Annotated in this window: 4 protein-coding genes; all 4 read left to right on the top strand. The window is 28.6% G+C overall.

Translation table 11 applies throughout. The annotated features are described in order from the left end of the window. Window positions 1-118 precede the first annotated feature (118 nt). Complete coding sequence (locus PTI45_RS15775) at window positions 119-640, top strand: hypothetical protein (RefSeq protein ID WP_069328563.1); 522 nt, start codon at window positions 119-121, stop codon at window positions 638-640. Window positions 641-703: 63 nt separating this feature from the next. After that, window positions 704-1,087: a hypothetical protein gene (locus PTI45_RS15780; protein WP_069328564.1), complete on the top strand. Its 384-nt coding sequence runs from the start codon at window positions 704-706 to the stop codon at window positions 1,085-1,087. A gap of 233 nt (window positions 1,088-1,320) precedes the next feature. Then, window positions 1,321-1,863 carry a hypothetical protein gene (locus PTI45_RS15785; protein ID WP_069328565.1) on the top strand — a complete coding sequence of 181 codons (543 nt, stop codon included), beginning with the start codon at window positions 1,321-1,323 and terminating at the stop codon, window positions 1,861-1,863. 577 nt (window positions 1,864-2,440) lie between these two features. Next, window positions 2,441-6,000: hypothetical protein (locus tag PTI45_RS15790; RefSeq protein ID WP_139129265.1), on the top strand; the 3,560-nt coding region annotated here is incomplete at its 3' end.

The following is a 6,000-nucleotide window of genomic DNA, read 5'->3' on the forward strand; positions in this document are numbered from 1 at the left end:
ACTTTTTAGTTATACGATGTTAATATGACTTTAATAGAATAAACATTACAGAGGAAGCACCTCGCAAATAGGCTATACGTCTATCTGCGGGGTGCTTTTTTATGTATGGAGGTTTGACATGGATGAAATCTTTAATGTACTAGAGAAAAGAATAGAAATACTTGAACTCTGCTCTGAACACCGCGAAATAGCCATTTTAGAAGCAATTGAGAAGATTACATCAATTTTGAATAGTGATTATAATTATGCTGATATTTTATTAAAGTATTTCCATGGGAATCAATCATTACAAACAACCATACTACGATTGAGTATAGATAGAACCCTTATTGCTGAAAAGGATCTTCCAGTGTTGACAGATTGTTATAATTTCACAAGAAAAACACCAAGAAAACGTTTGAAAACAAATGGTAGAACAAAAGTTTTTACAGAAGTTAACTGTTGGGAAGCTCTACGAAATGCAAGTTACTTCTTTAATGCAACCTTTACTAGATATCAATATGATCATTATTATAAAAATCTACAATCGGATATACCATCTGCTGCTACCATTATGAGAACACTACATGAAAAGAATAACTCAAAAGTATGGGTGGAACTATTAAGTCAAGTATCGAATGTAGAAATTCAAACCCAATAATACGTAAAATAAAAGAACACTAATTTACAATCTTATAGTCTAAAAAGAAGGGAGATAAATAACATGGCTTATTCTTGTTATAAAGTAGAAGGGAATGGTCAATATCATAGCCCTGATTATATTGATACAGTTGAAGAGTTATGGGAGTATATCACTCAATATAAAAACCTATTTCCGGCTATTATGATCACTGACACAAGCAGTGATGAGATGATTGCAGAAGTTAAAAATGGTCATGTAGTATATCCAATGTACTTAGCAATTCTGGATGTTCGAACAGAATGCCTATTTAATGTCGATCAATTCGATCCTCAACGTTTTCAAGAGCATATGAAAGGCTCAGAGTTAAAGCTAGATTCTATACCAGTTAGTATACATGGTGCTATGGCTTTGTTGGATAATTTACAAATCCAAGCGCAAAGGCAGTATGAAGAAGATAGACTTTAATTAGCTAAACGTATACGATTACATTTTCAATATAATCAAGGTTCACTTTATTTGAATCCTATCTTAAAAACAACTATACTTACTGTATACATTAATTAAATACATTATCTTCAGGCATGCGCTACGAAGACTTATGATTATAATACGCTCTCTTTCGAGTGACCATTTATTTTGTGGTTTCTGGAAAGAGCGCGTATTTTTTTTGCTATAAAGAAACTAGAGGAGTGTTTATATTGAGAAAAAGAACAGATTCTTTCAGAATTCAAGATCCGATCAGATTGTATGTTCATCCCATACCGCTTACAGAAAAAGAGTTAAAGAAAGCGAATGCACCGTATGAGAAGTACCTTAAAGAACAAATGGAGAAAACATTCAAATTTAAAAAAGGGGATATCGTTCAACTTAATCAAAAATATTATTACGTTCAAGGAAACACTAACAATAACTACTTAACTTATCCACTAGATAATCAATTGATTCGAGGGATAGTTGGAGGGAAAAAGAGTTTTCCATCATATATACTTTATAAGGACATGGGAGAGAATGGAGTTATTATCAAGTCTAACGTAGATTTTGATGACTTAGATGGTTTTGTAAAGGCATTCCCAGCAAGAAGATATGACAGCAAATTTTATAATCGCTATATGACTTGGAAAGTCACTATTCATTGTAAGGTCAAAGGAACAGTAAATAAATTTTTAGATGCTCCTAATCTGCATGAAGCAAACCGATTAGCCAAATATTTATATCCAGACTGCGTTATCATCAACAAATAATGAAAAGAAGCACCAGACAGTAGAATCAACGTCTGGTGCTTCTTTTCATTTAAAGTACATGTAGTTATTGATTTTGCTTTGGAACAAGATCATTATTATGAAGTTTATTTTATTCGATTCCAACTAATTTAGTATCAGAATTCAAAATAAATGAAGTGATTTTTATATACTTGAACTGAACAATTTATCATTTCTTTTAATTTTTTTCTCAAAATAAAGTGTTAGACTAACGAAATTCCCTATACTGCTATTAGGAGCTCTTCTATTATCTACACAACTTACATCCAGAATAACATAATTATTCTAAATGGGGAAACGGCATGTTTTTGATTGATATATTACTATGAAAATAAAGAAATTTAAACATCATCAAAGTGATTCTATAAGGAATTAGGTACAGCGCATAATACAGAAGTAAGCTATAATAATCAATAGGAAATTACAGATAATAACAAAGTTGTGTATAAAACTGATAATAATGATTTGAGACATAAAAAATCTAAAGGGTAAATCTTTATGTTCTATATATAAACCGAATAGTACGATATAAAATCATGAAAACAGGTGGTGTGAAATAATGGTTATGAAAAAATCAGTTAAGTTATTTAGACGAACTGTTATTAACAATCTCAGTAATATATCTCGTGTAATGTTTCAAGTTAAATATAACTCTTCAAAAAGCGTGAAAAGAAATATTATGGATTATTACCAAGCTAATAACAATTTTCCAGGCTATCGTTACTTTTTCAGAGGAATGGTCGTAAAGAATTTTAGGGATATAATGAATTCAGGGTATATTCCTTTTAACAATGAAGGTAGTGTTAAAAGTGAATTAGAATGGTGTGTTTTATTGTTAAAGAACTATGAGAATGAGATAAACGATTTCTTGAACCTAAAGAAAAGTTATGAATCTTCATTGCTTAAAGGTAACTTTGCTGTTGCAAAGAGTATACTGAATTCAATTAATGAAATAACTTATTCCGTGTGGGGATTAGAGCAAACTATGAATATATCGGAACTTGAAGGAGGATTCAAAAAAAATAGAGAAATGCTATCTGAATTGGCAAATGAAACTAAGGATTATATTCTTTTGAGATTTTGTGAATTTTTTAGTTTTAAAGCTGAGAAACAATCTACTTACTCCAACTTTATTTACAAATTAAATTCGTTGTTTCGAGTAAAAGAAGATAGTTTTTTTAATTCATTATTATATGACTACTTTAATTTTCAATTTGACATTCTTCATCATGAGATGACGGTTGATAGTATTAAAAGAGTGCTATCATTCTCTTCCATGCTTCCACTTATAGATATGTATGAAGATGTAATTAAAATTTGCTCATTTATTGTATCTGATGAGAGACATAAAAATCTAGTTCCTGAAGTTATGTCACTATTAAATAATTTGAATGTAAATGACTTTAGAATTAGAAATTTGAAATTACTAAGTGGGCAATGTTTAGTGGAAAATTTTAATTTTCAAGAAGTTACTGATCAAAACGTTGAGTATATAGTCGAGTTATATACAAAAGGGAATTATGATGAGTGTATCACTTTAATAAATAAATTAGATGATTCGTCATTGTACTTTAATTTATATGAAATTCTTGTCAAATGTATTATACACAAAAATATAGATATTATTACTTTTGAGACACCATATCCTATTATCAAAGAAAACATTTTACTGCCTGTATATAATATCCTTATTTGCACTCAAAAAAGAAAATTTTTAAATAATTTATTAGATTTTTCTAAAAGAACAGGTAATTTATCAGTATCACATGAGATTATTAGTTTCTACAGTAGACATATAAATCTTGATAATAAAACACGAGATTATTACAAAGTAATATCTGATATTAATTCATATCAAATAACGCCGAGGTTTATGTTTTCAATAGAAAAACAAGATGTTTTTCTGGATAAGATAGTAGAGGCAGGCTTTTATACAAATACTGTTTCCTTATTTAAAGCTTACTTGAAGAACTCATTTAATGATTCCTTACTGAAAGAGATCCCAGAAGAACGCTCAATTCTGTACAAAATAAAGTCATTAAGTAAAGTTAGTCCAAATCAAGCGATTATAGAATTTGAAAAGTTAGTTGAAAAATTAAAAGGAAATCAAGAAAGTAATATTGATTTAATTGACTATTATTATGAAAGGGTCCTAAATAAGTTATTTTCTTTGTATTTAGACCAAGGAAAGATAGAGCATGCAATAAACCTTTATGTAGATTCTTATTTTATAAATAGTGATATGGTAATGCGAATTAACTATAGAGATGTCATAGATCACATCGATAATAATAAAATTAAAGTATCTACTATAAAAAACATCATTTTTAACCATATTAATGGAAAAAATGACAGTTTAGTATTTAAGTCCTTGATTACATTTCTAACTGAAAATCAAATGAACTTGCCATCAGAACTAATTCCATGGGTTGAAGAAAATGCGATATTTAAAAATGAAACTATCTTTATATTATCTAAAGTTTGTTCTAAAGAGGTTATGAAGAGATTTGTCAGACTTACTCCCAAAACTAGAAATGAAGAAAGAATTAAAATACTCAAATACTTAGCAGATGCTGATAAAGTACAAGTTTTGAAATATCTTGATGAACTAAACGAAATATCAAAATTACAAAGTGTTCAAGAAAGAGTTAAATCTGTTGTAGAAAAGAAAATATATGTTGATATCAATGCAATTATGTTAGAACAAGAAAAAATACTAAGAGAAAAATTTGAAAGGTACATTGCATTAAAAGCCTTAGATTACGATCTAAGTTTTTATGACTTTTCCAAAGTAAATGATTTAGTACAAATAGGAAATAGTATAAAAATGGAAATTTCAGATGATCAAGAAAAGGAACAAAGATTTTTAATGTATAAAGAGATAGTCAATGATTTGATAAATGAATTTTTATTTAATCCTAAATATGGACTAGCTAATTTTTTGAGTTCTAGAATTAGACATGGATTATTAGAAAGTAATTTATCAAGTACTTTTAAAAACTATAATCTATTTTCTTTAAAGCTTGATACAGATGATTATATGGTAAATACATTTTGGGATGAGTTTGCAACTGGTATAGGAAATGACCAAGAGGATCATGTAAATAAAATTAAGACTTTATTGTCTGAATTTACGAAGAAAATCGTAAAAAAAATAGATGAGGTTAGAAGCTGGGTTAGAATTTTAGATGCATCTCATCTAGAAGGTATGTTTAACTATTTGAACTTTAGAGAAGATAGTACATTATTAATGATGTATGCTTCAATAAACACCTCAGAGTATGATACTTTCATGGAAGATACTATTCGATACTTCTGGGCAATAACTGAAGTTAATGCAAAGAGGATTAGAAGAAGGATTACAACCGAGCTGTATGAAACTTTTATTGAATATTTAGAGCAATTAAAACTTGATGCAGACGAATTAAGAAAGACTGATCGAGAAAATGAAATGTACATTACATTAATAAATCAGATAAACCTATGTACAACAGTAATTAAAAATGATATCGACAATTTTAGTCAGTGGTTTGTAGTGCGTAAACAAATAGACCTCCCTGACTATAATATGAGTGATTTAATTAGCACTTGTATCACAATTATGAACAAACAGAATAAAGAGCGCACAAAAATTAGTGTTAAACAAAATTTAGATTCAGACCTACTTCTTAAAGGTGATTCTTTTAGCTACCTGTTGGATTTAATGATAAATTTATATACTAATGCAATTGAGCATTCGGGATTGTCATCGGAAAAATTGATTATTACCATTGATGTTTCAGAAATTAAAAAGGATGAAGCATTAGATTTGTTGAGGAGTAACGAGTCTTTACTAAGTGAAGATTCGTTACATTATTTAAAAGAATTCGAAAAATCTAATTTTGATATTTTAAAAATCAGGGTGCATAACAATTTGAATAGTGAAATAAATCTCGAAGTAGTTCAAAGTAGGCTCTCAGATGCAATAAATAAAGTGAAGAATCCTGAACAATATCGTAAAGATGTTGTAGAAGAAGGTGGATCGGGACTTCTTAAAATAAATAATCTACTGAAGTATAACTTGTCAGCACTATTTTTTTATATTTATAAAATAGAAAGAATTGATAATGGGTTTATAGC

It is taken from the genome of Paenibacillus nuruki, from assembly GCF_001721045.1.
In the GTDB taxonomy this organism is placed as follows: domain Bacteria; phylum Bacillota; class Bacilli; order Paenibacillales; family Paenibacillaceae; genus Saccharibacillus; species Saccharibacillus nuruki.